This is a genomic window from Dyadobacter sp. BHUBP1, from assembly GCF_050587785.1.
Lineage (GTDB): Bacteria > Bacteroidota > Bacteroidia > Cytophagales > Spirosomataceae > Dyadobacter.
This window is the reverse complement of sequence record NZ_JBOBIH010000004.1, coordinates 452964-477590: the sequence shown is the minus strand read 5'-3', so window position 1 is coordinate 477590 and position 24627 is coordinate 452964. Positions and strand designations below refer to the sequence as shown.

The following is a 24627-nucleotide window of genomic DNA, read 5'->3' as shown; positions in this document are numbered from 1 at the left end:
TGTCAGGGCCGTTCGGAAATTTCGGGCTCTCTGATCTTGGCAGCGAGATCGATCACATTATCGACGCCCAGTTTTTCAAATATTCTTGCCTTATAAGTGCTGACCGTGTTGGATTGAATGTCGAGATGGGCGGCTATTTCCTTTACCCATTTTCCGGCAATCAGCAGTTCGGTAATCTCCCTTTCGCGCCCTGAGAGGCTTTTAATCCCGAATGGTCGCGTCCGTTTTTGCTTGCCATACGTCGCCACGTCCAATAACCTCTCCTGTACGGCCTGGCTTACATAGCGGCTCTTTTTGACCACTGTTAGAATAGCTTTAATCGTCTCGCTCTTTTCGGCGGTCTTGGAAAGAAATCCGTTCGCACCGGCGGCAATGAATGCGAGTGCGTTCTGCTGCTCATCGGCCGCGGAACACACCAAAATTGGCGTCTCCGGCTGAAACTGCCGGATCTTGCCTACCATTGCGGTCCCTTGTCCACCGGGAAGTTCGATATCGAGCAGGATGAGGTCGTACGGATTAGCCCGCATGCGGGCGATGGCATGATCGAAGCTGTCCGATTCATCGATGCCGGCGTGGCTGTAAAGCTCTTGCAGCACAATCTTCATACTCATCCGAACCAGAAAATGATCTTCAACGACAAGGATGTTCATGAGTTAAGCGTATAATAGAGGTTTTTCAAATAATATGCAATTGTAGTAATAATTCGCAAATCATCATTTCAAAATTGATTAAAATCAGTTTTCAGACTTTCCGACGGTTTTCAGGACCCGCTGCAATATCCGAAAGGAGTATTTGCTGAATGTCGAAACTGACAAATCGCAACCGTTTCGAGGCGCGGTGCAATGCTTCTGCAACCTCTACCGCATCGGATTTTCTGGAAATTAACGCAGTGATACCCGCTCTCGCGAACGCATAAATATATTCAAATTCGTCACCCAGATACACGACCACCGCTGCCTGCGGATTGGCCTTTTTAAATGTATCGAGCAAAGCCATGTTCTTTCCGTCGGCAACGCCAGCGTCGAGCACCAGGGTGTTCACAGGCTGCCCGAAAGTTAATGCAAGCGTATTGTGAAGCGTTTCCGCTTCGAAGATGGTAATATCAGGAAATTCACCGATGATAATGGTGCGCAAACCGATGTTCAGAGTGGGGTTATCCGTAACGATTAAAATCGCCATATTATAAACGCGAGGTTATTCTTTTTATGGGGCGGGTATTCTCCCGAGCTTTGGTAAAAAGCCCGGGAGAAACCGGATCGTGATTGCGCTACCTTGTAACGGCTACTTTGTGTGTGCTGATAGTGCCGTCAAACAGGGTCAGGGTTACGAGGTAAACGCCAGGCGCCAGTCTGCTGACATCGATGCCGTCGTTCGACACTTTTTGAACCCGGATGAAACTCTGCCCGGCGGTATTTTTCACCGACACTTCCTTCACTTCCGCAAAACGGTCGATCAGTAACTTGTCCGACACCGGGTTAGGATAGGTCCGGATTGCTTCACCCTTCATCTCCACATTACGGATTACGCTATACGCATATGTATCGTCCTTGTCTACCATTTTCAGACGATAGAGGTTCGCTCCCGACAACGGGGCATTATCCGTAAATGTGTAGTTCACAAGAACCTTACTTTCGCCCGTAGACGCTACCGAGCCGATCATGGCCCACTTTTTGCCATCCGCGCTGCGCTCGATTTCGAACCGGTCGCTGTTGGTTTCTTCCGTCGTTGCCCAGGCGAGCAGCGCCGTTTTGCCTTCCGCAACAGCCGTAAAGCGCGTGAGCGTCACCGGCAACGGCAGCGTAAGTGCCGCGAACGTGTACGCCGTATAAGTGTTCGGTGCGAGCGGTGAAATGGTGGTGATGGAACCGGCCGTCAGGTCGCTGGTACCGCCCAGTATAGAAGTAACATCCACTTTGGAAGGAATAGCCACCCATTGCGTTCCGTCCCATCCCACGATCGTCAATTTGTTGAGCTCGCTGCCCGTCAACGTGCCGATCGCACTGCCGGCATCCCAGGTCAAAGTCAGCGGTGTAGCATTCGCTCCGTCGATATCCCAGTACTCGATGGTGCTCACCACGTCCACATTTGTTCCCATGCTGCTGGTTGGGAAAGGCCCGCCAGTCGGCAGCGGCGCATAGTTGGAACCTGTAAAAAGGTTGCTCGTAACGGCCGTATTGGCATCGGCGTGGAAATAAGCGCCCATAACCCCGTCGGCCGCAGCGCCGAACTGCCCTAAAAAGCCATTGTCACCGACCGGAAAGATAAATGCGCCTGCTCCATACTTGCGTACGTACCCATCCACATAGCCTGCGTCCGAAGCGCCCGTGGAGGCCAGATTATCCCCGGCGAAGTTGAGCACGCCGAAGTTCCCCGCTGCCCGCTCGGTCAGGATGACGCCCGGCTGGGCTCCACCACCGCCGGTCACGAAGTTGTGGTTACTGAAAAATGTCATCTCGGCTCCGCCAAAAATTGTCGTATTTCCCTGGCTGCCCTCCTGCGCATGCCCCAGGTGCCCGACTAAGAGCAGTGCAGCCGAAACCGCCATGCTGCGCCATCCGCTTCCGGGTGGATTGGTATATTGTTGTTTCACTGGTCCGTCTGTTTAGTGGTATTAGAAGAGCCTAATGACCTGTTGCGTTTCAATGGAAATTGCAATAATCTCTATTGAATCAATCCTAGTTTTTATTACAATCGACGCGCGTACCCGAGAAAAAAATGGAACGTACATCTACCGAATCAGGCTTCACTCCGCTAACATGACCAGAATCTATTTGAAACGTGACGATATCACCCGCAGTAAAATAATTGGCAGATGTCACTTCCTGCCAGGCGCCAACCCCGTAACTCAGTTCCGAAGAAACACTATAACTTAAAAGTCCCTTGGAAGTGGAAAGCAATTGCAGGGTAGTATTTCTGTCACCGGTAGTCCCGGCAGCGACATTATAAGTTCCAGCCGATCCGTGAAAAATGTAGAACCCACTCTCAGGGATGGTGTACTCACCGGTTGTGCTGTTATAAGCACCTGACGCGGAATAAGCAACATTGCCGGCGATCAATTTGGTAGGCGAAAATACACCGACATCATTCACAGGCGTGGTTGTATTAGCCCCACTCGCGTCGAAGCTCGCGCAGCCCACCGCGCTTGTTTGCCAACTGGCACCGCCATTGGCATCGGAAGTAAGAACTTTCCCTGCTCCCTGGGTACCATCCGTAATGGTCACCTGTCCCGTCGTTTTGTTGATTGAAGTTTTTCTTCCGGGCGTGGAGGCTTCTACTTCCAGGTTATTATTAGGATCGATTGTTGTAGGATTGCTTCCAATTTTGACTTGTGCGAAGGAAACCGATGACGCAGTAAGACCCAAAGCAAATATGAATGCTGAAAATAATGTAGTTCTTTGCATAGTAGATTTTGTTTTTGATATAGGTAGTTTAACAGGAATGATGGAAAACAGAGGCCTGGGCTATAAGCTATATCCCAGGCCAACTTTGCGCTACCTGGAAACGGCTACTTTGTGTGTGCTGATAGTGCCGTCAAACAGGGTCAGGGTTACGAGGTAAACGCCAGGCGCCAGTCTGCTGACATCGATGCCGTCGCTGGACACTTTTTGAACCCGGATGAAATTCTGCCCGGCAGTATTTTTCACCGACACTTCCTTCACTTCCGCAAAACGGTCGATCAGTAATTTGTCCGACACCGGGTTAGGATAAGGCCGGATTGCTTCACCCTTCATCTCCACGTTACGGATTGCGCTATACGCATATGTATCGTCCTTGTCTACCATTTTCAGACGATAGAGGTTCTCTCCCGATAACGGGGTATTATCCGTAAATGTGTAGTTCACAAGGACCTTACTTTCCCCTGTGGACGCTACCGAGCCGATCATGGCCCACTTTTTGCCATCCGCGCTGCGCTCGATTTCGAACCGGTCGCTGTTGGTTTCCTCGGTTGTTGCCCAGGCGAGCAGCGCCGTTTTACCTTCGGTAACAGCCGTAAAGCGCGTGAGTGTCACCGGCAACGGCAGCGTAAGTGCCGCGAACGTGTACGCCGTATAAGTGTTCGGTGCGAGCGGTGAAATGGTGGTGATGGAACCGGTCGTCAGGTCGCTGGTACCGCCCAGTATAGAAGTAACATCCACTTTGGAAGGAATAGCCACCCATTGCGTTCCGTCCCATCCCACGATCGTCAATTTGTTGAGCTCGCTGCCCGTCAACGTGCCGATCGCACTGCCGGCATCCCAGGTCAAAGTCAGCGGTGTAGCATTCGCTCCGTCGATATCCCAGTACTCGATGGTGCTCACCACGTCCACATTTGTTCCCATGCTGCTGGTTGGGAAAGGCCCGCCAGTCGGCAGCGGCGCATAGTTGGAACCTGTAAAAAGGTTGCTCGTAACGGCCGTATTGGCATCGGCGTGGAAATAAGCGCCCATAACCCCGTCGGCCGCAGCGCCGAACTGCCCTAAAAAGCCATTGTCACCGACCGGAAAGATAAATGCGCCTGCTCCATACTTGCGTACGTACCCATCCACATAGCCTGCGTCCGAAGCGCCGGTGGAGGCCAGATTATCCCCGGCGAAGTTGAGCACGCCGAAGTTCCCCGCTGCCCGCTCGGTCAGGATGACGCCCGGCTGGGCTCCACCACCGCCGGTCACGAAGTTGTGGTTACTGAAAAATGTCATCTCGGCTCCGCCGAAAATTGTCGTATTTCCCTGGCTGCCCTCCTGCGCATGCGACAGGTGCCCGACTAAGAGCAGTGCAGCCGAAACCGCCATGCTGCGCCATCCGCTTCCGGATGAGCTGGTATAAAGTTCTTTCATTGTTTCGCGTTGGTTAAATGACAGGCATTATGGCAATGCTTGCAGCGTTGCGCTATGCCCGAAAATGAATGATGTCCCTATCGGCTCACGGATTTCGCGCTTTCGCCGCCTGCGTTAAGCATTTTTTCCACCTGGGTTACCCGGCTGTCGAGTTCTGAGTAAGCTGCTTCTTTCAGTTTCAACTCCGCGCTTAGCTGGGCTTTTTCTTTTCTCAGCAATTCTACTTCGTCGCTGAGCTCTTGTACCGATTTAACCAGCATAGGAATCAGCTTGCTGTAATCCACCACCCAAGGGTTCATTTTCGCGTCGGCCCCGCCTACGCGGACGGCTTGCGGATATAGCTTATACAGCTCCTGAGCGAGTACACCCGTAGAAAGCGTCTTTTGAGCGTCTGCTTTGAAATTATAGTCATATACCTTGATAGATTTCAGCGTTTCCAAGCCGAATTTCGAGGTACGGATGTTTTCTTTCAGACGAGCGTCGGAAGTAGTATTGTATTGGATACCTGCCGCAGAGTGCGTGATACTACCCATTCCAACACCTCCAACACCGAAATTGATCATCTCACCAGTTGTGGTACCTGCCGGCTTCGAAACATGTAGCGGTGCGACGGTCCCCGCACGCTGGATTCCCACCCAAACGTCACCTCCCGGCGTACTGCGCACTTCAAAGCCGTTGACATTGGAAGTACCGTTCCAAATGTTACCGGTTTGAGTACCGGGATTTGCAATCACTTTCATATCTCCTCTGATATCCAGGCGCGATTGCGGCGCTTCTGTATTGAGCCCGATGTAGCCCGTTCTAGTACCCGAACTTTGCATAAAAAATGCGTTCTCCTGAAGAACCAGGCCGTCATCTATTACCTGCAATCGAAGATCGGTCGCCGAATTCGACCGCAAAAAGGCATACTTGCTCTGTTCCGGATCGATGTCAAACCCTACGACAGCGCGTCCTGCATTAATTGCAATGGAGGCCGCAGAATCGATATTTGAACCACCCAGCGGATCGAACCGCGCCACTACGTTGGCTGCCGATGGAAGGTCCAGGTTCGAAACCGCCTGCACATGTAATGTAGTCGGCGGGTTCGAATGGTTAATGCCCACATGGCCCGATTGTAGCACAACTGTGTGCGTGCTGTTTTGACCTTCCACGTCCAGGTTAGCTCCTGGCGTAATGGTGGTCGGATTCGATCCGATTTTTACCTGGGCCATTGCCGTCGTCGTCAAAGCTGTAACGGCAGCAAAAGAAATGGCAGATAGTAATTGTTTTGTTTTCATAATCTGTTTGTTTTTGAAATGGCAATCACAGGAACGACTGCGCATAAACCAGGGTAAGGTAGCTGTTATGTAAGCTCTTAATCAATCTTCGTAACGGTCATGTATGCACGCCCGCAGGTACCGGTCCAGATCGGGTTCACCGGCGGATTGCCGTCGGTCTGCATGGTGTATCCTTCCAGCGAAATACCGTCGCCGGCATTTAATTTTCCGGTGTAAACCACAGATTGCCAGTCTCCGGCGGTGAGGCCCATTGGGCTGGTACCTTTGAAGATCGGGCCGCCGTTTTCTGAAACAACCCAAATCCTCGTCCAAAGTGTCACGCCCGCTCCCGTTGTGCTGATACACGACAAACCGACCTGCACCGAGTAGGTCCCGGCCACAGGAACGATAAACCGCTTGCTACCAGCATCCCAGTCAGCAGCTCCCAGTGTAGGAACAAGCGGAAGCCGCTGGTCTATCTGGTCGTGGGTAGTGAAGGTCGGAATCGTGGCCAGGCCCGTGATAGCACCGCTGAATGCTGTTACCGGAATCGCAAGTTCCGACTGGCTTTGCCAGGTTGCTACACCGTTCGCATCCGAGGTCAACACCTTTTTATCGCCTTGCGAACCGTCGGCGATGGTCAGTTTACCAGTAGTTTTGTGAATACTGATTTTCTTGGCAGGATCCGCACTCTCAACTTCGAGGTTGTTGTTCGGATCGATCGTCGTCGGATTGGAACCGATCTTTACCTGCCCAAAAGTGGCAGCACTTGTTGCCAGGGTCATGGTGATCGCCAGGGCTGAAAAGAGTCGAATTGCTTTCATGTAGTGATTTGTTTGTGAAACTTTGGTTGAGTTTGAAACAGAACAAACCTACTACCCCCGGATTATTTCAATGTGTCGACATGAGAAATAGTTATCGTAGACTAAGCCCTACAAATTAGAATTTATACTACAATTCATTAAGAATAATTCGTATAGTCCACTTGTGCCTGTCCACAAAAATACGAGTGGAGCGCAATGCAAAAAGTCTGCATTCCGGCGGGATGCAGACTTTTTAAATCTTTAAAATGTACTATTTATCAACCCGCCCCGACATAACTCCGGACATCAAAAACATTAAAGCCCAATACCACGGGATTACCCGGTTCGGATTTGAACTGGATTGTCGTGGATCCGGGGCCGGTCGTGATGGTATTCGATACAGCCGTTGAAGTTATTGGGCAGTAAACCGGCCAGTCTCCCATTGCTACCAGGCTTTTGATGAGGGTTTGTTCCGTCTGAGTGAACTCGGCATCCGACGTGAGTGTAAGTGCAATTCCGTCGGCGGCCAGTATGGACCCTACCGCGTAGGTAAGGCTTCCCCCAGCTCCGAAATAGGTTTGCCAGTCGGAACTATCGATCCACGGCGGGGTCGATTGCGACGCCCATGCCTGGTGCAGTAACGCGGAATTATACCATTGTCCCGGCGTGACGGCCATCGTCGTGAAATGGTCGAATTGTATGGAAACAGTGATCCTGCTCGATGCAAACTTCCGACTGATGTGAAACGCGGCTGAACTGCCCGTCCATATACCGAAATAGTTCGGATCGTCGCCCGGCACCCAGGAATTGGAAACATCCGGGTCTTCATCGGCTGAGTCGAAGAAGAAATTCGTCCCCGATGAAGCGCGTAATGTATTTTGAAGGTCTGAAAAAGAAGGCGAAAAGTCGGCGGGCTTCGCGTCGGGGCCTTCATAGGGCTCCAATACAGCCTGCGCGCCGCTGATCAGCAGCTGGGTGGCCAGATCGGAACGCCCGATATTGGCTACCGAGGGGGCATTCACCACTGCCCATTGAAACCACACAGTCGGCAAGGTATTGGCGGGCGGCGGAGGCGAAAGCGTTTTCAGATAAGCCTGCCATTGCGCATAAGTTTCAGCCCCGATGTCTTTCACAAAGGCGCCTTCCGGGAACGACAGCGCGTTCACTACGGCGGCATACTGGCTAAAAAACGTCGGCTGCTGATAGTACCAGCGATTGTATTTGAGCGTTGCGGGCGGTACTACGTTGAAACAGGCCCAGAAAGTCTGGTCGCTCACAGGCACACCCGGTGGTTGCAGCAACTGGAAATGTTGGACGGATAAGTTGAGACTGGCGGCCAACCGGTTATACCATCCGTCGGTAATGGTTGTCATCGCTTCGGCGGGCGTATCGTAGGTAGTTATCATATTGCTTCCTGAATGATGGTTTCCGGGCACACGGTAAAGTCAAAAGGGAGAAGGCTGGTTTCACCCAGCCTTCCATAGAAAACATTATACAGCAGCGAGGCTCTCGGCGGCAAATGCTTTGGCCGATTCGAAGAGCGAAATGCCCAGGCTCGAAGAGTGGCCTACAAACTCGCCAGCCGGCAATACGTTCACACCCAGCACCACAGGTACACCCGGAATGCTGCTGGTGGTGATGGTCATATTGCCCGCCTGGTTGAATTCAACGCGGTTGGTAGAAGTACTGCCGCTGTCGCCGGAATAGAATGGCCAGAAACCCGACGAGCCGCTGGAAGTAATCGTCTGCTGATCGACAGAAGAATACTTGGCATTGGACGTAACGGTAACGGACATACCCGACGCTACAATCACGTTCGCGGAGAAGTATTGCATGTTACCGTTCGGCCCGAATGTGTTGTTCCAGTTGATCGACGACTTGTCGCTCCATGGATTACCGGTTTGGTTGGCATATGCCAAGCCCATTGCCGAAGAATAGTACCATGCGCCCGGCGTGTTGGAAAACACCAGAATGTGTTCAAAACTGGCGTCTACCGTGATAGTGCTGGAAGCAAATTGCTCACTAAGCGTCGAAGTAGAGCTGCTACCGCCCCATAGGCCGAAGAAACCGGACTTCGAGCCGCCTGCCCAGGACGTGCTTACATCTTTGTTCATCGTACCGCTATTGAAATTGAAAGAGCGGGAAGGCGCGCTGGCCAGTTGGTTGACCATATCGGCGTAGTTCAGCTGCCAGTCGAAGTTAACCGGCAGGCCTTTTTCATTGGTATACACCAACGTGAGCTCATTCTGGGCCGTAGCAATCGGGTCGAGCAGAATGGCCGCATAATCCGAAGAACCGATATTGGCCACTTCCGGCGCGTTGAACATCGCCCAGTTTCTGAACATGGTCGGGATTTGATTCATGCTTGGCGCAGGTTGTGTTTGCACATACGCATGCCACGCGGCAAAGTTTTCTGCTCCGATGTCTGCTCTCACGTCGATCTGCCGCGAAGGTACCAGCGCAGAAAGCAAGCCTCTGTAATTATTATAAAACTGATTACCACCGCTGGCAACAAACTGGGCAGTCAATGTTTTGGGAGGGATATTGTTGTAGTACGCCCAGAAAGTCGGATTTGCGGCCGTGCCGCTGGCGATCGGAGGTGCTGGCTGAATGATCTGAAAAGAGTCCTGGCTCTGGCCCAATCCCTGGATCAAACCATTATACCAGCCGTTTTGTAAATCAAGAAAATTGCTCATTGTGACGTATGAATAATCCCCTGTTGTAAGACGGCAGGATCCGTCCCTGTAATCAATCCCCTTACAGGTAAGCCCGTTTTTTCAAGTGGTTGCTGAGCTCCACCGTACAAAAGCTTTTGCCTGACAAAGGTTCGTAGAAATAATTCTTCAAAAACGACTACAAACACGTGTTTTCAAAAACACGTGTTTACACCTGGTTGGAATGAAAAGGAATGAAAAGGGGCATAAAACACCCAGAATAGCCTGACAGAAGCCAGACTTTAATACACAATTACTTCTACATCAAAAATTACTTCCCGAGCCTTGCTTCGACTGTCGCCGCGATCCACTCCCGCACAATGCCGGGCAATATCTGCGTCGCCGCCTCCACAGCCTCCATATTCTTGAAAGTTGCGATCGCCCGGTCGTGTTCCCGCCATGCCAGCAAACCGGAAATATCCTGCACGATCCTTTCTTTCGGCTGGTCCTTCACCTTCGCCCCACGGTGAAAAACCAGCTGGATTTGCTTCGGAGGCTGAATTCTCATGGTAATTCTGTCTTCTGTCCCTACCGAATAGTTAGGGCCGTTCCATTTGATGTTTTCTTCCAACAATGCACTGGCGTCCAGAATAATTAGTCGCAGTGCCTCGATCTCCTGCCGGAGCGGATGGTGAAGTTCGTCCAGAAATTGGGTAACGTCTTTGTTAAGGGGCATTGGTCAGGTATTGATATATGATAAGAACCTATTCTATAAGCTTGCAAAACCGGATCGTATTCCCATCCGCGTCCGTAACGTAAAACTCCCTCCTGCCCCAGGTTTGATTCACCGGCCCCTGATGCACCGGCGACCCGGCACGACGCGAAATGTCCAGCCCGCGCGCCAGGTATTTCGCGAACAATGCATCCACATCCTCCACCCAGAAATAGACGACCGACCCAAACAGCCGCTCGCTCTCCGATGTGGTGATCTGCATATTCCAGCCGTCGCGACCCAGATCCACCACCGGTGAATCAACATGATCGTTCGGATCCGTCATCACGAAGTCCAGGACCTCGGTATAATGCTTGATGGCTTCGGCCATGTTTGAGACTTTGAATAATGGGACAATCATAGCGGTCATGGATTTTTTAGTTCAGCAGCACTTGAATATGGAGTATAATAACCTTAATATTATATTCAATTAAATTATATATAATCATGAATCACCCTTATTTTTTCCTATCATTCCTCCTGCTAACCACCTGCACTCTTACGAGCACTCAGGCGCAGGTACGCAAGTCTTCGTTGCCAGTTGACACCGGTGTTCTCTACGCCGATCAACCGATTGTATTATATGACATTCCGTCCAAGATCTCCCGACCGGAAACAGAAAAAGTATTCGGCGGAGTTGAACAACCACCTGAATTCCCAGGTGGAACCAAAGCAATGTACAAATTTATTGAAGCCAATCTTCGCTTGCCCTCTGAAGCGCAAAGCGCAGGAATTTCCGGCCGTGTTTTTACGATGTTTACAATTGAAATAACGGGCGAGATTACAAACGTTTCTGTGATAAAAGGCCTGGGATTTGGCTGCGACGAAGAAGCAGTTCGCCTGGTGCAGTTAATGCCCCGATGGAAACCGGGCAGAAAGTTAAGCCAAATTGCGAAGGTAAGATACGCACTACCAATCTCGTTTACGGCAAAATAATCGGCCGGAGGCGTGCTTCCGGCCGATTATCCGCCGAAATTCCGGCTTTTAAAGTGCCACCGTCTTCGTAGAAATCCCGATCCGGTTCAGGAAATTGATGTGGCTGATACAGACCATCATATCACCAATTTCGCTGGTTGTGAAATGCGTTTTCACAGTTTCATAGGTCGCATCGGCCACGCCGTCAATGGAAATGTGCGTGATTTCCTCTGTCAGTTGAAGGGCCGCTCGTTCACTTTCCGTGAACAGCGGGCTTTCCTTCCATGCTGAAAGCGCGAATATCCGTCGCGCCGATTCGCCGATTTGCACGGCTTCTGCGGTGTGGTAATCGATACAGTAAGCACATTTGTTGATCTGCGAAGCGCGGATCTTGATCAGCTCGATCAGCGTGCGGGGAATGGATGAAGCATAGATTCTTTTTTCAATGGCCGCCATATGGGTCCAATAGGATGGCTCCTCTTTCCAGACGTCCAGCCGATGTTTAACAACTTTTGACATGATTGACATAATTTTGTTTTGATATGACAAAATTCGCCAGTCGCGCAGAGGATCTTCTTAAACCAGTTTAAGAAACGAATTTCTTGCGGATTTCACTCAGATATTCCGGTGTAAAGCCCAGAAACGAGGCCAGCAGGTACTGCGGCACCCGCTGCATAAAAGCGGGATAACTCCTCCTGAAATCCTGGTAGAGTTCCTCCTTCGACAGTTCGTACGTCTTCCGTATCCGCATTTGGGAAGCGGCGTAGGCCCGCTGGAACATCAGGTGGAAGTACTCATTCAATTCAGGAAGCGCCGATAACATTTCGTGCTGTCTGGCGGCAGAGATGACGAATGCTTCGGTTGCTTCGACGGCGCGAATGGAAAATTGCGCCATACCGCCCTGCTGAAAGGCCATGAAATCGCTCGTCCACCAATTTTCCAACGCGAAATCGATGGTTTGCTCCACGCCGTTCCGGCGCAGGTAAAACAAATGCACGCAACCTTTCGCGATAAAGAACTTCTCATGGCACCGCTGCCCTTCTTGCAGCAACAGTTCCCTCTTTTTAAAAGCCCGTACTTCGAAAAAATCAACTATCGGGGCCAGTTTCTCAGGCTTTATGGAAGTGTATCCGGTAATATGGGTAATCAGTTGCTGCATCAATACTCGTCCGTTAGTATGGGGATAAAATTACGTCATTACACGGCCCATTCACTCACTTTTAACAAAGCCGGAAACGTTTTCTCCGGGCTTTGGCGTTCGTTCTGGAATGAAAATAGTAAATTCGCAACTGTCCGCCCTGACAAATCCCGGGCTTTAAGACTAAACTTCCTTAAAAATGAAATTTGTAATCCACGCGTTCGTCGCCGGCGCATCCCTGGTCCTTGCGCCATCCCTTTCGATCGCCCAGCAAGCTGCTACTGGTGCTCCCGTCGAAACCAAGAAACCCAATTCGGAATACAAGTCTGCATTTGCAGGCCAAACCCGCATCGGATCAGTCGTGACCAAAACCCCGTATGAAGGAAAAGTACTGACTTCTTCCCTGGAAAGACCGTGGGGGATCGCAGTATTGCCCGATGGCAGGTTCCTGGTGACGGAAAAAGGCGGCACCATGCGCATTGTGTCTGCAACCGGTGAAGTCGGAAAGCCCATCGACGGCGTCCCCAAAGTGAATAGCGACGGCCAGGGCGGCTTGCTCGGGATTACCCTCGACCCTGCTTTTGCCCAAAACAGAATGGTATACTGGGCTTTTTCGCAACCTCTCGAAGACGGCAATCTCACGGCCGTAGCCAAAGGCAAGCTTTCTGCGGACGGCACAAAGCTGGAAAATGTAAAAGTCATTTATCAGGCAACACCTGCCTATAAAGGTACGCTCCATTATGGCGGCCGTGTGAAATTTGCGAAAGATGGCAACCTGTTCGTATCCACCGGCGAACGTTCCGACCTCGTTACCCGCCCGCAAGCGCAGGATCTCAACTCCGGTTTGGGCAAGGTAATCCGCATTACCACCGAGGGAAAACCTGCCAAAGGAAACCCGTTTATTGGTAAGGAAGGCGCACGTCCTGAATTGTATTCTTACGGTCATCGCAACGTTCAGGGACTCGCGATCAACCCGGTTACCGGAGACTTGTGGGAAACCGAGTTCGGCCCGAGAGGTGGTGATGAGATCAACCGCATATTGCCCGGCAAAAACTACGGCTGGCCAACGATCACCTACGGTATCGAATACAGCGGCAAGCAAATCGGCGATGTGATTCAGCAAAAAGAGGGAATGGAACAACCGGTATATTACTATGATCCTGTTATTTCCCCGAGCGGTATCACTTTCTATGACGGCAAACAGATCCCTGAATGGAAAAACAACTTGTTCATTTCATCGCTCAGCGGTATGCACGTTTGCCGTATTGTACTCAAAGACAACAAAGTAGTAGGCGAAGAACGACTTCTTTCCGGCGAAAACCAACGTTTCCGCGACATTACCGAAGGTCATGACGGAGCACTTTACGCCGTTACCGATCAGGGAAGATTGTATAAAATAGGTAAGAAATAATGCGGCCGGCCAATCGGCCGGAGAACAGACAGAACGAATCCGTTACCTGCGATGTGACACTGAGCAGATAACGGATTTTTTATAGCTCATCCCAGGATATCCGCCGGTCCGTTCCAGTGAGCGCAGGTCTTTTTTCTTCAAAAAGAATTCCAAATTGTTGCATTAAATTGCCCGCATGAAGATCCTGATCATCGAAGACGAACCCGGCCTGGCCGAGAGCATCGGCGCCTACCTCACGGCGCAGGACTACCTGTGCGAGTATGCGGGCACGTGGGCGCAGGCACGCGAGAAAGTGGAGCTGTACCGGTACGACTGCATCCTGCTGGACCTCATGCTGCCGGGTGGCGACGGAATGGACATCCTGGAAACGCTCAAAAAGCAGGGCCAGCAAGATGGCGTGATCATGATTTCGGCCAAAGGCGATTATGAGACCAAGATCAGGGGCCTGCACGCAGGTGCCGACGACTACCTCGCTAAACCCTTTCACTTGCCTGAACTCGCCGCCCGTATTTACTCGGTGATCCGCCGGCGAAACTTTGCCAACCATAACCAGGTCGTTCAGAATGAATTGAAAGTCGATTTGCTGAGCAAAACGATCACCGTACATGGTCAGGCGGTGGTACTCACGAAAAAAGAGCTCGATCTTTTGCTGTTCTTTATCGGAAACAAAAACCGGGTGATCGCCAAAAGCGCATTAGCCGAGCATTTGTCGGGTGACATTGCCGACATGTTCGATAACCACGACTTCGTGTACGCGCATGTGAAGAACCTGAAAAAGAAGCTCAGTGAGGCCGGGTATGGCAATTATCTCAAAACGATTTACGGAACCGGCTACAAATGGGAAGGATGAAAAAGCTGCTCGATCAGAGCCTGCGCCCGCTGGTGATCTACGCATTTACGGTGCTGGTAATCAGCATTCCAGTCTATTTCCTGATCATCGATTTGATTTGGGAAAACGAGCTGGACAAGCATCATTACGCCATCCGCGAAAAGCTAGAAAAACGCCTCACCCATCTTAATCTACCCGATACCGCGGTGGATAATATGATCACCGTTCTCGATAAAGTACAGCCCGGCTTCTCTTTCAACGAAACGGCCGCTCCCCGGCCCGACAGCCTTTATACCATTATCCGGTTCGACAGCTTCATGAACGACCGCGAGCAATTCCGGTGCCTGACGACCGACATCCGCGTCAACCATAAACTGTACCGTGTACTGATCGAAACCAATATGGAGGAGGTCGACGAGACCATCATGGCCATTGGCGGAGTCACGGTCTTTTTCATTATGCTGCTGCTGGCGGGATTTATTTATCTCAACCGAAAAACGGCCCTGCGCATCTGGCAGCCGTTTTACGATACGCTGGCAGGCCTTCGCACCTTTCGCCTGGAGACCGGCAAGGCCGTGCCGCTACCCGTATCGGACGTGACGGAATTTGCCGACCTGAATGCCAGCCTGGATACCCTGATGCAAAGCAGCCTGGCATCGTACCGCCAGCAAAAGGAATTCACTGAAAATGCCTCTCACGAATTACAGACGCCACTGGCCATTGTCAAATCCCGCCTGGACATGCTCTTGCAGAGCCAATCGCTGGACGCCGGCCAAATGCGTATCGTCGAGCAAGTTTACCAGGCGATCAACCGCGTTTCCCGCATCAACAAGAACCTGCTTCTGCTGGCGCGTATTGAACATGCGCAGTTTGAAGAAAGGGAACAGATCCAGCTCGATGAAGTGCTCGTAGCCGTTGCGGAACAGTTTACCGACCGTTTCGAAAACAATGCATTGCATTACACCGAAAACATCAGTCCCTTTACCATTGAAGCGAACCCGGTACTGACCGAAATCCTGCTCACCAACCTGCTTGTGAATGCGGTGCGCTACACACCCGCGGGCGGGGAAGTGCAAGTACATTTGAGCGGCAACGTGCTTACAATTTCGAACACCGGCGCGGGGGCGTTGCAAATGGAGAACCTTTTCAGGCGGTTCGCACAGGCGTCGGGCGAGCATGCGGGCAGCGGGCTCGGGCTCGCGATCGCCCGCGAGATATGCGATCGTTATGGCTGGCTGATCGGCTATGATTTCACACAGGGTATGCACTGCTTTTTCGTCCGATTCTGAATTCGAAATTTCTTCCAAATCGGTTCTCATTTTTGCCATCAGATCATCAAAAGCAACGTCTGAATGGCCTTCAAAAGAATCCTCACCAGCCTCTGCCTCTTTCTAATCCTGTTCGAACTTAAAGCACAGGTAAGCAAAGTAACGCTCTCCGGCCAGGTGACTTCCGTGACAAGCGGACAGGCTCTCCCATTTGTCAATATTGTTCTTAAAACTGAAAAAGACAGCGCATTTGTAGCAGGTACCATCACCAACGAGCTCGGGCGGTTCAGTCTGCCCGACGTGAGGAACGGCCATTACCGAATTGAATGTGTATTGCTGGGGTACAAGGCATTGCATAAGCCCGTTACCGCGGGTACTCTGAGCCCCTACCTCGACCTCGGTGAATTCCGGATGGCCGAAGACTCTCAGAACTTGCAGGAAGTAACCGTCACCGGTCAGCAGGCCGAGGGTGTCGACGACAAGCTCGACCGGAAGACCTTCAACATCGGCCGCAATGTGAGCCAAAGCGGCGGATCGGTATTGCAGGCGCTGAAAAACCTGCCGGGCGTGACGGCCGGAGAAGACGGGAAGGTCCTTCTGCGCGGCAGCGACAAGGTAGCCATCCTGGTGGACGGTCGCCAGACTGCCCTCACCGGCTTCGGCAGCCAGACCAGCCTCGATAACATCCCGGCCTCGGCGATCGAGCGGATCGAGATCATTAATAACCCGTCGGCCCGCTACGACGCGAATGGTAATGCGGGGATCATCAATATTATTTATAAAAAGGAAAAACAGGAAGGTTTCAACGGGAAAATAGGCATGACCGCCGGGCTGGGCGCATTGTGGGTGCGGAAGGAAAACTTGCCTGATATCCGCCCGCAATACCGGAATACCCTCAAACTGAACCCTTCGCTCGCCCTGAATTACAAGAAAAGGAAGGTAAATGTGTTTTTCCAGGGCGATTACCTGCATACCCCAACCCTCAACAAGAACGAGTTTGTGAACCGGTACTACGACAGCGGAGATACCATCAGGCAGCAAACCAAGCGGAACCGCAGCACCAACGTGGTTACTGCCAAAACCGGGGCCGACTGGGCCTTCGATGAAAGCAATGCATTGTCGGTCTCCGCATTGTTCAGCAGCGAAAAGATTCTCGACCGCGGCGACGAACCGTTTTTTAACGCAAAACTGACCCAACGGAACCGGCTTTGGCAATTTCTGGAAGACGAATTGAAAACCACCGTAACCGCCAGCGCATCCTACCAGCACAAATACGCACAACCCGGACATCTGCTCAATATTAGCCTCAACTACACTTTCCACCGCGAAAACGAGCAGTACTTTTTCACCAACATCATGCCCGATTTCACAGGTAAAGACGCTTTCAAGCTGCTTTCGGATGAAAATGTGTTCGATTTCAATGCCGATTACATCCGTCCGCTGCGGTACGGAAGGCTGGAAGGCGGCTTGAAACTGCGCAGGCGGTTTATCCCAACGAATATGCAGTTTTTCCCGGGCGTCGCCACGCCGGGCGTCGCCACGCCGGGCCTAAACTCCCCTATCGACAGCCTCGCCGGCGGCTGGGCCCATTACAAGGAGACGATCCCCGCTGTCTATGGCAATTACGTTTTTGAAAACAGGAATTTCGAGGTGGAAGCAGGCTTGCGGGTCGAGTATATCGACCTCCGTTACGACGTCAACCCGACCCACCCTACCTACCACTCCGATGGTTACACCTATGCAAAGCCGTTCCCCAACGTGCGGTTCGCTTATAAAATCGACGACCGCAATAAGGTATCGCTGTTCTACAACCGCCGCGTGGACAGGCCCAATGAGGTGGATATCCGTATTTTCCCGAAATACGACGATGCCGAGATCATTAAAATCGGCAACCCTGCCCTCAAACCGCAATTTACCAGCTCCTGGGAGGCCGGCTACAAAACCAGCTGGAACAGCGGCTCGCTATATGCCGCACTTTACCGCAAGCAGATCAACGGAACCATTACACGCATCGGCACCATCGTACCGGGCAGTACTTTGATCTACAACATTTTCCAGAATGCCGGCAAGAGCTATAATGCGGGCGGGGAGCTGGTATTCCAGCAAGACCTTGCGCCCTGGTTTTCGGTAAACGTGAATAGTAATATTTATAAAAATACGGTCAATGCATTCTCGGTCGAAAACCTGTACCCTGTAAAATCCATTTACAGCGCCGCCAAACAAACGCTCACCTCCGGCAGCGCCAAAGTGAGCGCCGTGCTGAAAGGCAAGAAAACCGAGGTACAGGTAGTGACCATTTACCAGGCTCCCGACATCGTACCGCAGGGCCGCACAGGTTACCGTCTCTCGGTAGATGCCGGCGCCAAGCGGCAGTTACCCAAAGGTGAAATCTTCATCAACGCTACCGACCTTTTCGGCACGCTGGTGATCCGCAAAACCGTGTATGGTGACGGCTTCCATTACAACAGCCACGATTATTACGAGACCCAGCTAGTACGGGCCGGTTACAGTTTCAAATTTTAAAATTGCATACCCTATGCGCCTCCTCATCATTTTCCTCCTCTTTTCAACATCTTCTTTCGCACAGTCATTCCCGCCCGTCGACAGCCTGCCCGTACGTAAGCCGCTGACTTTGCAACAGTTTTACGCACCCGCCTCGCTAATCATCGGCGGTCTCATCGCCAACGGACATTCGGAAGAGTCCATTAAGAACGAGCTCGCCGAAAGCAGGAATCGTCACATTCCGCGTTTCCACACGCATATCGATGATTACATGCAATTTTCACCTTTGGTAGTCGCCTATGGCCTCGATGCATTCGGTGTCAAATCCAAAACCGATGTGCTCAACCGCACAGCGATCCTTGTCAAAGGCGAAGCCATGGCGCTCACTACCGCGACTATCCTGAAATCGGCCACACATACCCTCCGCCCGGACGGGAGCACCTACAACTCCTTCCCGTCTGGGCATACCACCCAGGCATTCGCAGCGGCCACGTTTCTGAATGAAGAATACAAAGACCGTTATCCATGGATGCCCTATGCGTCGTACACCGTGGCGTCGTCTGTGGGCCTGCTGCGCGTGGCTAACAACCGGCATTACATCAGCGACGTCCTCGTGGGCGCGGGAATCGGGTATTTGTCGATGAAAGTCGCCTACTGGACGCACCGGTACAAATGGGGCAAACCCCGCGCCAAATCGCAACCGGTATATTGATTAGCCTAATTTCGCACCGGCCGGAACCATTCGGGACGTTTGACTTCGTCTGTCCAGAAAAGGGCGGCCTGTCCCCAGACTTGTCCGTCCGGGTTTCGCAGTTGCCACACCACTCCGTCGTAAATCATAAAACTGCGACCGTATTTATCGACCCTGGGGCCGGAATAGTTGTAAACAATGCCATCGCGCAAGACGATTGTCAGCATTCGCTGCCGCTCGGGTCTGTCCTGCTCGGAAGCGCTCAATCTGGACGGTATAGTAAGTATTTCCTCCTCGGTGTATTTAAATGAGGCCAGCGCGTGACCGTTGGCATATATAAAATGCGGGTCGGCGTCGGTATTATGTACCAGAATGCCATAAGGAGCTTCCTCATGGAGCCATTGGCAGACATCGCCAGCTTCGGGAGAAACATAGAGGGGCTGGCCGGATAGCTGTTGGAAATTTTCGCTTATCTGCCGGATCAGTGTATCTTTTTGTGTGCGGTTCATGTATTACAAATTTTTCAGCCGTGGATTTTTACCTAATAGCTGGTTGGGGTCAACCGGCACTTCGATAAGCAAGGACCTCACCGGCCCCTCCTCTAAGTGCCTGAGTATTTCGTCGAGGTTGCCCAGGTCGGGCGCGAGCCGTATCGCGCCCCAGTTGTTGGCCCGTGCAATCGCACAATAATCGACCGCATTAAGCCTCGAATGATAATGCGCCGTTCCGACATCTGGCAGAACCTTTCTCAGCCCCTGCTCCACGATGCCGAACGTCTCATTATTGAGCAGAAACACTACCAACCCGAGATGACTCACCTCGCCCATAGAGCCCGAAAACAGCCGGAAACAACCGTCCCCGGTGAATAAAAACACCTGCCGGCCCGGATCTGCCAGTTTAGCACCAATAGCAACCCCGAAGGCCCCGCCCATGGCTGAGCCACGGTACAGCGAAAAAAAGCGGATATTATTGTTGGGCCGCTGGGTCACATATTGGCGATCCTTATAAGCGAGGCACGTATCATCGATTCCAATGGAACCTTCGGGCCACCAGCAGTCGAGGCGTTGGTAGAGGACGGCCATATCGACGTACTCACCACCCGCGCGCGCAAAGGGCAGATCGTTTAAATCCCGGGGTGCCTTCTCCATCGGAATGTTGGCAAACGGGAGCTCGGCCGCGGCATCGGTCAAAGTTTGCAGCCACCAGTCCAACGGACCATTCACCTGATAATAACGCCCTTCCACGACATGTTGCAAACTATTGCCAACCAATCCGTAAGCCTGCGGGATATTGCTGAAATGAAATGTAGCGGAAGCAGAAATCTTCTTGAAATTGACCGTGTATTCGTCAGGACACGCCCCGATCACCAGCAAAACATCGTGCTCGCCCAACGAATTATACAGCGAAATAGCCCTGTCATTACCTCCGAAAGAAATATAGCCATAGCCATAAAGGTTATCGCGGCTGATGGCATTAGCACCATTGATACTCCATATGGTAGCTGCCCCGAGCGTCTCGCTGAGCCGGGTCGTGAGATCGGCAGCGTACTGGTAACGCGCCATTTCCTCGCCAACCAACAGAACCACACGTTTCCCCTCCGTCTCCCTCCGGAATGCCGTCAGAAAAGCCTCTGTGGAATCATTCTCCCTGGCACGGATATCGGGGATGGCGGGAAGGAGTCCCGAATCCATTTGAGAAATATTGAGCCCTTCATTGTCCAGTACCAGCACGACCGGCTTGGAGCGGTCGAGCTGTTCTTTCGCGAGCAACAGCTGTCGATGTAAAGTCGTCCTGTCGTCCAGTACAAAGACGGATTCAGGCAGTTCGGCCCGGAGTTGCAAAACCATATTGCTGCCATATTCCGTCGTGTCCTGCAATGGAGAAAATCCGGCGGTACTTCCGTTCGATACCGGTATAATATATACGGCGGGAATATCATGAAGTTTGGCGTCACTCAATCCGCAGCATATAAGCTTCGTAGCAGCCCCGGTTGTCGCAACCGATGCCGCGATCCTGCCGCTACCCAAATAATGTCCCAATGGAACAAAGCCCGCAGTATACTCGCCGATGGTCAGGAAGGAGGGCGCTCCGGTATCGGCCTGATCGAGCGGTTCCAGGTGTTTGAGCAGATGGATCACTCCTCCACCGTTCACTCCGGCATACAATCGAATGCCCCAGTTGCTTAATGTTGTAATAATGATCTGATAGCTGTCCGGATTATACTGTTCGTCCGGTTCAATGATACAGGACGCCGATTCGCGCGCTTCAAGGCCCATGATGTTGTAGTTGTTGAGTAAATGATCTGAAATGACTGTCTGTCTGATGTTGCGGCGATGTCTCAAAAGTAACCATTAAATTAGAATTAGTTTGCCAAATGCCTCATATTTTGTAGTAGATATTAATCTATAAAATAGAATAAATTCTATAAAACAAATATATAAAGCCCTTCGCCCGCGCCACTACCGGTGGCAGCCCTCCATGCGGCCAAAAGTAGCGAACAAGAGTTGATACCGACCCTACGATAACCGGACTGCATCCAGTGCTCAGTAATATGCTATTTTTATGTCCTTCGAAATGGCTAAGAATCTGATAACGAGTTTGGAATTACTGAGAATCTTTCCTATCGTTGATGCAAAAATGCGAACAATTCATTTTCACCATATCTGCTATTTTATGATCAATTCGCTTCTATTGAGACCTTTTGGATTACAAGTATCCCGAATCAAAAAGGAGGAAAAATTTACGGATGATGAAATCTTCCTGGCTTTGTACGAACAATGCAGGCCGTACACTATGACGTCCATAGAACGCATGTACGCCTTGTTCAACGCCGTGAAATATGTGGTGAAAAATAATATTCCCGGCGACTTTGTGGAATGCGGCGTTTGGCGTGGGGGAAGCTCGATGATGACCGCCCTTACCCTGCTGCACCTGCGCAGCACCGACAGGCAACTGTTCCTCTACGATACCTTTGAAGGGATGTCGGAACCCACCGAGCATGACAGGACTTTCCGCGGTGAAGACGCCGACCTGCTGCTAAAAAAGGGCGCCAACCATAAAGAAACATCGGTATGGTGCCTTGCAGACATTACCGACGTGAAACAAAACATGAATATCACCAAATACCCTTCCGCAAACATCCATTATGTAAAGGGGAAGGTTGAAGATACAATCCCTTCCACATTGCCGGCCAATGGCATTGCATTGCTCCGTCTCGATACCGACTGGTACGAATCCACCGCGCATGAGTTGCTACACCTCTATCCCCTGCTGGCCGTCTCCGGCGTGCTGATCATTGATGATTATGGTCATTGGGACGGCTGCAAAAAAGCCGTAGACGAATATTTTGCGGACAAACCGCTTCTGTTGAATAGAATCGACTACACGGGCAGAATTGCGGTGAAATCGCAATCACTTTGAAATACCTGCGAAAATCCGGTCGGTACAAGCGTTGGAGACCCGTTACAATCCCGCGAAAACTGACTGGATTTTTGCTTCCATCGAACGGGCACTGAAATTCGCGACAATCGTCTGCCTTGCCGCAACGCCCAGCCTGCGCCTGAGAGCGCGATCGCGAATCAGCGTTTCAAGCGCCTCCGCCAAGCCCTCGTTGTCCCTTTCCTTAACGAGCAAGCCATTTGCCCCATCCTGAATCGCCTGCGGGATACCCGCATGATACGTGGACACGACCGGCTTTTCCATACTCATCGCTTCCAGAATGGAATTCGGCAGGCCTTCCATATCTCCCCTGGCATCGGTCCGGCTGTTGAGTACGTAAATGTCGGCATCTTTCATATGTTCGTTGACTTCATTATGCGGCTTGGAGCCCAGCAGCGATACTTTGTCGCTTAAATTCAACCGATCGACGAGCTCCCTGCACAGCGGCATCTCCGGGCCGTCACCGATGATACGCAGTTCCAGGTTGTCGTGCCGGTCGCAAAGTGTGCTGAATGCTGTAATTAAATCCGGCACCCCCTTTTTGGCGACGAGGCGGCCTACATGCTGAATCACGATCTTGCTACGCTCCGGCGTTTCCGCAGGAATGAATTTCTGCTCGTCGGTACCGTAAGGAATCAGGTGTACCTTGCTGCTGAACTTACTCAGGCCGAGTGTGTCCACAAAATGCGGGCTTACGATAATGACTGCCTTTGCATATTCGATCACCTCCTGAATACCGCAGGCATATGCCGGGACGTTCAGCATTGCCGGGGCCGCGTCGATTCCATGGAAACTAACGACCATCGGGATACCCAACTTTTTCGCCACTGGCAGCAGTTCGATCCCGGAAGTTCCGAAATGGGTATGGATCGCATCGATCCTACCGTTTCGCAGCAAATCCGAAACCCATAACCGGTTTTGAAAGCTCAGCCTGTGCATTTTCCTTGTCAACACGCGTAATACTTTCGTAATCAGCATATCGAACAGGCCCTGGTATCGGGCCAGAAGATTTTTTTCTACATCGGTTGGGAACTTGTCTTCATGCTCGTAGCGATAGGCGAGCAGCGTTACATGGTGATACCGCGACAAGCCGACTACCTGGCGATGCACAAACGTTTCACTCAGCGGAAAAAATGATTCATTGAATACCAGAATGTTCATAGCTCCAAAAATACGGCCGTATGCCGATCGACTAGTGTGTAAACAAAATACGAACAAATTTAAACACTTCCGATTGATGTTAGCGAGCCGTTTGATCACCCAAACCTGCCGTTCGCTTTGCAATGGTGAGATAAACAATGGCTGGCATGCAATTCGCTCGAAAAGAGTTATAACTTGCAACATCGCTAGCCGGGCCGAACGATTCGGGCATTAGCTAACAACCTATATACTAAAACACTATACTTTTATTTTGGCATGACTGAAAGAGAACCAGGAGTCGAACGCTTGTATCCATCGATATTCGGACGAATGGCAACCCGCTATTACTATCTTCGCCAACTTCGTCAGGCTATTGAGGATGTCATTCAGGAATTTGTGGCGCGCGATTCGCGAAGTTTAACTTTGGCCGACTATGGCTGTGGAAACCGGCCTTACGAGTCGTTGGTGGCCCCCTACGTTCACAAGTACATCGGGATCGACCTACCCGGGAACAAGGTGGCTGATATTCTGATTTCTCCTGAGGGGCGAATCGAACTCCCGGATGAAACGCTGGATGTCGTGTTGTCCACCCAGGCACTCGAACACGTTGTCAATCCGGCAGAATATCTAAAAGAAGCCCTGAGGGTACTCAAAACCGACGGACAATTGATCCTGAGCACGCATGGCTACTGGATGTTCCACCCCGACCCTACCGATTTCTGGCGATGGACTTCCACCGGCCTGAAAAAAATTGTCACCGATGCAGGGTTTGAAGTAATCCACTTCCGGGGGATCATCGGCCGGTCCGCCATGGGCCTTCAACTCTTCCAGGATGGCTTCACATTTGCTCTACCTCCGTTCTTACGACCCGTACTGGCGATCCTGTTTCAACCTCTTATTTACCTGTTCGATCAGATACCCTCGCAAGGCGGCAAGGATAAAGATGCCTGTACTTATATTCTTGTGGCGAAAAAAAACGCTCCGAAAGGCTAGTGA

At 51.5% G+C, this 24627-nt stretch carries 24 protein-coding genes; 8 read left to right on the top strand and 16 right to left on the bottom strand.

The window, feature by feature from the left end; genetic code table 11:
* Positions 1-2: 2 nt before the first annotated feature.
* From ACQ4MZ_RS18510 to ACQ4MZ_RS18460, 11 genes are all read right to left on the bottom strand, one after another.
* A complete protein-coding gene (locus tag ACQ4MZ_RS18510; RefSeq protein ID WP_430847152.1) occupies positions 3-650 on the bottom strand; it encodes a response regulator in 648 nt (215 codons plus the stop codon).
* Between the two features lie 91 nt (positions 651-741).
* Positions 742-1179, bottom strand: coding sequence for a hypothetical protein (locus ACQ4MZ_RS18505; RefSeq protein ID WP_430847150.1), 438 nt, complete (start codon positions 1177-1179; stop codon positions 742-744).
* A gap of 88 nt (positions 1180-1267) precedes the next feature.
* Positions 1268-2590, bottom strand: coding sequence for a T9SS type A sorting domain-containing protein (locus ACQ4MZ_RS18500; RefSeq protein WP_430847148.1), 1323 nt, complete (start codon positions 2588-2590; stop codon positions 1268-1270).
* 85 nt (positions 2591-2675) lie between these two features.
* Complete coding sequence (locus ACQ4MZ_RS18495; protein ID WP_430847146.1) at positions 2676-3401, bottom strand: hypothetical protein; 726 nt, start codon at positions 3399-3401, stop codon at positions 2676-2678.
* A gap of 90 nt (positions 3402-3491) precedes the next feature.
* A complete protein-coding gene (locus ACQ4MZ_RS18490) occupies positions 3492-4814 on the bottom strand; it encodes a T9SS type A sorting domain-containing protein (RefSeq protein ID WP_430847144.1) in 1323 nt (440 codons plus the stop codon).
* 77 nt (positions 4815-4891) lie between these two features.
* Positions 4892-6091 carry a tail fiber domain-containing protein gene (locus ACQ4MZ_RS18485; RefSeq protein WP_430847142.1) on the bottom strand — a complete coding sequence of 400 codons (1200 nt, stop codon included), beginning with the start codon at positions 6089-6091 and terminating at the stop codon, positions 4892-4894.
* Positions 6092-6168: 77 nt separating this feature from the next.
* Complete coding sequence (locus ACQ4MZ_RS18480) at positions 6169-6894, bottom strand: hypothetical protein (RefSeq protein ID WP_430847140.1); 726 nt, start codon at positions 6892-6894, stop codon at positions 6169-6171.
* 257 nt (positions 6895-7151) lie between these two features.
* Entirely contained in the window at positions 7152-8279 is a 1128-nt protein-coding gene (locus ACQ4MZ_RS18475) for a hypothetical protein (protein ID WP_430847138.1), read from the bottom strand.
* Positions 8280-8363: 84 nt separating this feature from the next.
* A complete protein-coding gene (locus ACQ4MZ_RS18470) occupies positions 8364-9569 on the bottom strand; it encodes a hypothetical protein (protein ID WP_430847136.1) in 1206 nt (401 codons plus the stop codon).
* Positions 9570-9858: 289 nt separating this feature from the next.
* Positions 9859-10263 carry a DUF1801 domain-containing protein gene (locus ACQ4MZ_RS18465; protein WP_430847134.1) on the bottom strand — a complete coding sequence of 135 codons (405 nt, stop codon included), beginning with the start codon at positions 10261-10263 and terminating at the stop codon, positions 9859-9861.
* Between the two features lie 28 nt (positions 10264-10291).
* The gene (locus ACQ4MZ_RS18460; RefSeq protein WP_430847132.1) at positions 10292-10660 is read right to left on the bottom strand and encodes a VOC family protein; all 369 of its coding nucleotides are present in this window, start codon (positions 10658-10660) and stop codon (positions 10292-10294) included.
* Positions 10661-10746: 86 nt separating this feature from the next.
* Between ACQ4MZ_RS18460 and ACQ4MZ_RS18455 the strand changes: the two genes are divergently transcribed.
* Positions 10747-11235 (top strand): energy transducer TonB, encoded by a 489-nt coding sequence (locus ACQ4MZ_RS18455; protein ID WP_430847130.1) that lies wholly within the window; start codon positions 10747-10749, stop codon positions 11233-11235.
* Positions 11236-11283: 48 nt separating this feature from the next.
* On the opposite strand, the gene ACQ4MZ_RS18450 is transcribed toward ACQ4MZ_RS18455, so the two are convergent.
* Together ACQ4MZ_RS18450 and ACQ4MZ_RS18445 are read right to left on the bottom strand one after the other, a co-directional pair.
* Positions 11284-11733: a carboxymuconolactone decarboxylase family protein gene (locus ACQ4MZ_RS18450; RefSeq protein WP_430847128.1), complete on the bottom strand. Its 450-nt coding sequence runs from the start codon at positions 11731-11733 to the stop codon at positions 11284-11286.
* A gap of 67 nt (positions 11734-11800) precedes the next feature.
* A complete protein-coding gene (locus tag ACQ4MZ_RS18445; protein ID WP_430847126.1) occupies positions 11801-12373 on the bottom strand; it encodes a Crp/Fnr family transcriptional regulator in 573 nt (190 codons plus the stop codon).
* Positions 12374-12551: 178 nt separating this feature from the next.
* Here ACQ4MZ_RS18445 and ACQ4MZ_RS18440 point away from each other — a divergent pair, with 178 nt between their 5' ends.
* The 5 genes from ACQ4MZ_RS18440 (at position 12552) to ACQ4MZ_RS18420 (ending at position 19074) form a co-directional block, all read left to right on the top strand.
* A complete protein-coding gene (locus ACQ4MZ_RS18440) occupies positions 12552-13763 on the top strand; it encodes a PQQ-dependent sugar dehydrogenase (protein WP_430847124.1) in 1212 nt (403 codons plus the stop codon).
* A gap of 175 nt (positions 13764-13938) precedes the next feature.
* Positions 13939-14613 carry a response regulator transcription factor gene (locus tag ACQ4MZ_RS18435; protein ID WP_430847122.1) on the top strand — a complete coding sequence of 225 codons (675 nt, stop codon included), beginning with the start codon at positions 13939-13941 and terminating at the stop codon, positions 14611-14613.
* The gene (locus ACQ4MZ_RS18430; RefSeq protein WP_430847120.1) at positions 14610-15881 is read left to right on the top strand and encodes a sensor histidine kinase; all 1272 of its coding nucleotides are present in this window, start codon (positions 14610-14612) and stop codon (positions 15879-15881) included. Before ACQ4MZ_RS18435 ends, ACQ4MZ_RS18430 begins: the two co-directional genes overlap by 4 nt.
* A gap of 63 nt (positions 15882-15944) precedes the next feature.
* Positions 15945-18383: a TonB-dependent receptor domain-containing protein gene (locus ACQ4MZ_RS18425; RefSeq protein ID WP_430847118.1), complete on the top strand. Its 2439-nt coding sequence runs from the start codon at positions 15945-15947 to the stop codon at positions 18381-18383.
* A gap of 13 nt (positions 18384-18396) precedes the next feature.
* Entirely contained in the window at positions 18397-19074 is a 678-nt protein-coding gene (locus ACQ4MZ_RS18420) for a phosphatase PAP2 family protein (RefSeq protein ID WP_430847116.1), read from the top strand.
* Positions 19075-19079: 5 nt separating this feature from the next.
* Here ACQ4MZ_RS18420 and ACQ4MZ_RS18415 read toward each other — a convergent pair whose 3' ends face one another.
* Together ACQ4MZ_RS18415 and ACQ4MZ_RS18410 are read right to left on the bottom strand one after the other, a co-directional pair.
* Positions 19080-19562 carry an MEKHLA domain-containing protein gene (locus ACQ4MZ_RS18415; protein ID WP_430847114.1) on the bottom strand — a complete coding sequence of 161 codons (483 nt, stop codon included), beginning with the start codon at positions 19560-19562 and terminating at the stop codon, positions 19080-19082.
* A 3-nt stretch (positions 19563-19565) separates the two neighbouring features.
* Positions 19566-21395, bottom strand: coding sequence for a thiamine pyrophosphate-dependent enzyme (locus ACQ4MZ_RS18410; RefSeq protein WP_430847112.1), 1830 nt, complete (start codon positions 21393-21395; stop codon positions 19566-19568).
* Positions 21396-21615: 220 nt separating this feature from the next.
* On the opposite strand from ACQ4MZ_RS18410, the gene ACQ4MZ_RS18405 reads away from it, so the two are divergent.
* Complete coding sequence (locus ACQ4MZ_RS18405; protein WP_430847110.1) at positions 21616-22473, top strand: TylF/MycF/NovP-related O-methyltransferase; 858 nt, start codon at positions 21616-21618, stop codon at positions 22471-22473.
* 42 nt (positions 22474-22515) lie between these two features.
* Here the strand turns inward: ACQ4MZ_RS18405 and ACQ4MZ_RS18400 are convergent, their stop codons facing one another.
* A complete protein-coding gene (locus tag ACQ4MZ_RS18400) occupies positions 22516-23652 on the bottom strand; it encodes a glycosyltransferase (RefSeq protein ID WP_430847108.1) in 1137 nt (378 codons plus the stop codon).
* A 201-nt stretch (positions 23653-23853) separates the two neighbouring features.
* Between ACQ4MZ_RS18400 and ACQ4MZ_RS18395 the strand changes: the two genes are divergently transcribed.
* Positions 23854-24624, top strand: coding sequence for a class I SAM-dependent methyltransferase (locus tag ACQ4MZ_RS18395; RefSeq protein WP_430847716.1), 771 nt, complete (start codon positions 23854-23856; stop codon positions 24622-24624).
* Positions 24625-24627 lie beyond the last annotated feature (3 nt).

What these genes read in the sequence shown, in the direction of transcription:
- ACQ4MZ_RS18465 (WP_430847134.1), bottom strand. Translation starts at nt 10,263, where the DNA reads ATGCCCCTTAACAAAGACGTTACCCAATTTCTGGACGAACTTCACCAT.
- ACQ4MZ_RS18470 (WP_430847136.1), bottom strand. Translation starts at nt 9,569, where the DNA reads ATGAGCAATTTTCTTGATTTACAAAACGGCTGGTATAATGGTTTGATC.
- ACQ4MZ_RS18430 (WP_430847120.1), top strand. Translation starts at nt 14,610, where the DNA reads ATGAAAAAGCTGCTCGATCAGAGCCTGCGCCCGCTGGTGATCTACGCA.
- ACQ4MZ_RS18445 (WP_430847126.1), bottom strand. Translation starts at nt 12,373, where the DNA reads ATGCAGCAACTGATTACCCATATTACCGGATACACTTCCATAAAGCCT.
- ACQ4MZ_RS18425 (WP_430847118.1), top strand. Translation starts at nt 15,945, where the DNA reads ATGGCCTTCAAAAGAATCCTCACCAGCCTCTGCCTCTTTCTAATCCTG.
- ACQ4MZ_RS18490 (WP_430847144.1), bottom strand. Translation starts at nt 4,814, where the DNA reads ATGAAAGAACTTTATACCAGCTCATCCGGAAGCGGATGGCGCAGCATG.
- ACQ4MZ_RS18440 (WP_430847124.1), top strand. Translation starts at nt 12,552, where the DNA reads ATGAAATTTGTAATCCACGCGTTCGTCGCCGGCGCATCCCTGGTCCTT.
- ACQ4MZ_RS18435 (WP_430847122.1), top strand. Translation starts at nt 13,939, where the DNA reads ATGAAGATCCTGATCATCGAAGACGAACCCGGCCTGGCCGAGAGCATC.
- ACQ4MZ_RS18415 (WP_430847114.1), bottom strand. Translation starts at nt 19,562, where the DNA reads ATGAACCGCACACAAAAAGATACACTGATCCGGCAGATAAGCGAAAAT.
- ACQ4MZ_RS18485 (WP_430847142.1), bottom strand. Translation starts at nt 6,091, where the DNA reads ATGAAAACAAAACAATTACTATCTGCCATTTCTTTTGCTGCCGTTACA.
- ACQ4MZ_RS18505 (WP_430847150.1), bottom strand. Translation starts at nt 1,179, where the DNA reads ATGGCGATTTTAATCGTTACGGATAACCCCACTCTGAACATCGGTTTG.
- ACQ4MZ_RS18400 (WP_430847108.1), bottom strand. Translation starts at nt 23,652, where the DNA reads ATGAACATTCTGGTATTCAATGAATCATTTTTTCCGCTGAGTGAAACG.
- ACQ4MZ_RS18495 (WP_430847146.1), bottom strand. Translation starts at nt 3,401, where the DNA reads ATGCAAAGAACTACATTATTTTCAGCATTCATATTTGCTTTGGGTCTT.
- ACQ4MZ_RS18420 (WP_430847116.1), top strand. Translation starts at nt 18,397, where the DNA reads ATGCGCCTCCTCATCATTTTCCTCCTCTTTTCAACATCTTCTTTCGCA.
- ACQ4MZ_RS18450 (WP_430847128.1), bottom strand. Translation starts at nt 11,733, where the DNA reads ATGTCAAAAGTTGTTAAACATCGGCTGGACGTCTGGAAAGAGGAGCCA.
- ACQ4MZ_RS18480 (WP_430847140.1), bottom strand. Translation starts at nt 6,894, where the DNA reads ATGAAAGCAATTCGACTCTTTTCAGCCCTGGCGATCACCATGACCCTG.
- ACQ4MZ_RS18405 (WP_430847110.1), top strand. Translation starts at nt 21,616, where the DNA reads ATGTCCTTCGAAATGGCTAAGAATCTGATAACGAGTTTGGAATTACTG.
- ACQ4MZ_RS18455 (WP_430847130.1), top strand. Translation starts at nt 10,747, where the DNA reads ATGAATCACCCTTATTTTTTCCTATCATTCCTCCTGCTAACCACCTGC.
- ACQ4MZ_RS18460 (WP_430847132.1), bottom strand. Translation starts at nt 10,660, where the DNA reads ATGATTGTCCCATTATTCAAAGTCTCAAACATGGCCGAAGCCATCAAG.
- ACQ4MZ_RS18475 (WP_430847138.1), bottom strand. Translation starts at nt 8,279, where the DNA reads ATGATAACTACCTACGATACGCCCGCCGAAGCGATGACAACCATTACC.
- ACQ4MZ_RS18510 (WP_430847152.1), bottom strand. Translation starts at nt 650, where the DNA reads ATGAACATCCTTGTCGTTGAAGATCATTTTCTGGTTCGGATGAGTATG.